The organism is Pseudomonas sp. B3G-3, assembly GCF_028640915.1.
Classification (GTDB): Bacteria; Pseudomonadota; Gammaproteobacteria; order Pseudomonadales; family Pseudomonadaceae; genus Aquipseudomonas; species Aquipseudomonas chlororaphis_I.
Genome location: NZ_JAQZAB010000008.1, coordinates 1 through 409 on the forward strand (window position 1 = coordinate 1; position 409 = coordinate 409).

The 409-nt window shown below is 64.3% G+C and carries 1 protein-coding gene; it reads right to left on the bottom strand.

Annotated features, from left to right (window positions below; translation table 11 throughout):
- Positions 1–409, bottom strand: a 409-nt coding sequence (locus tag PVZ80_RS00150; protein WP_273863270.1) for an Ig-like domain-containing protein, incomplete at both ends; no start/stop codon positions are given.

Consider the following 409-nt stretch of genomic DNA (forward strand, 5'->3'; position numbering starts at 1 on the left):
GTTGATACCGACGGTCGGGGTGAAAGTCGCGGTCCAGGTGATGCCGCCATCGCTGCTGCTGACCGCGGTCAGGGTGCCGTTGGCGATGGTCAGGTCGGCGTTGGTAAAACCGCTGACTGCTTCGCTGAAAGTGATGGTCACCAGCGAGGTTTCACCGGCGCTGAGAGCACTGTCGGCGACCACGATAGTCGCGGTCGGCCGCACTGTATCGATCGCGTAGTTGTTGGAATCGGTGGTCCCGCTGCCGGCGTTGCCGGCCTGGTCGGCGATACCGGTGTTGTCCAGGGTGATCAGGTTGGTCGTATCGCTGATGCTGGCGCTCGGGGTGAAGGTCGCGGTCCAGGTGATGCCGCCATCGCTGCTGCTCACCGCGGTCAGGGTGCCGTTGGCGATGGTCAGGTCGGCGTTG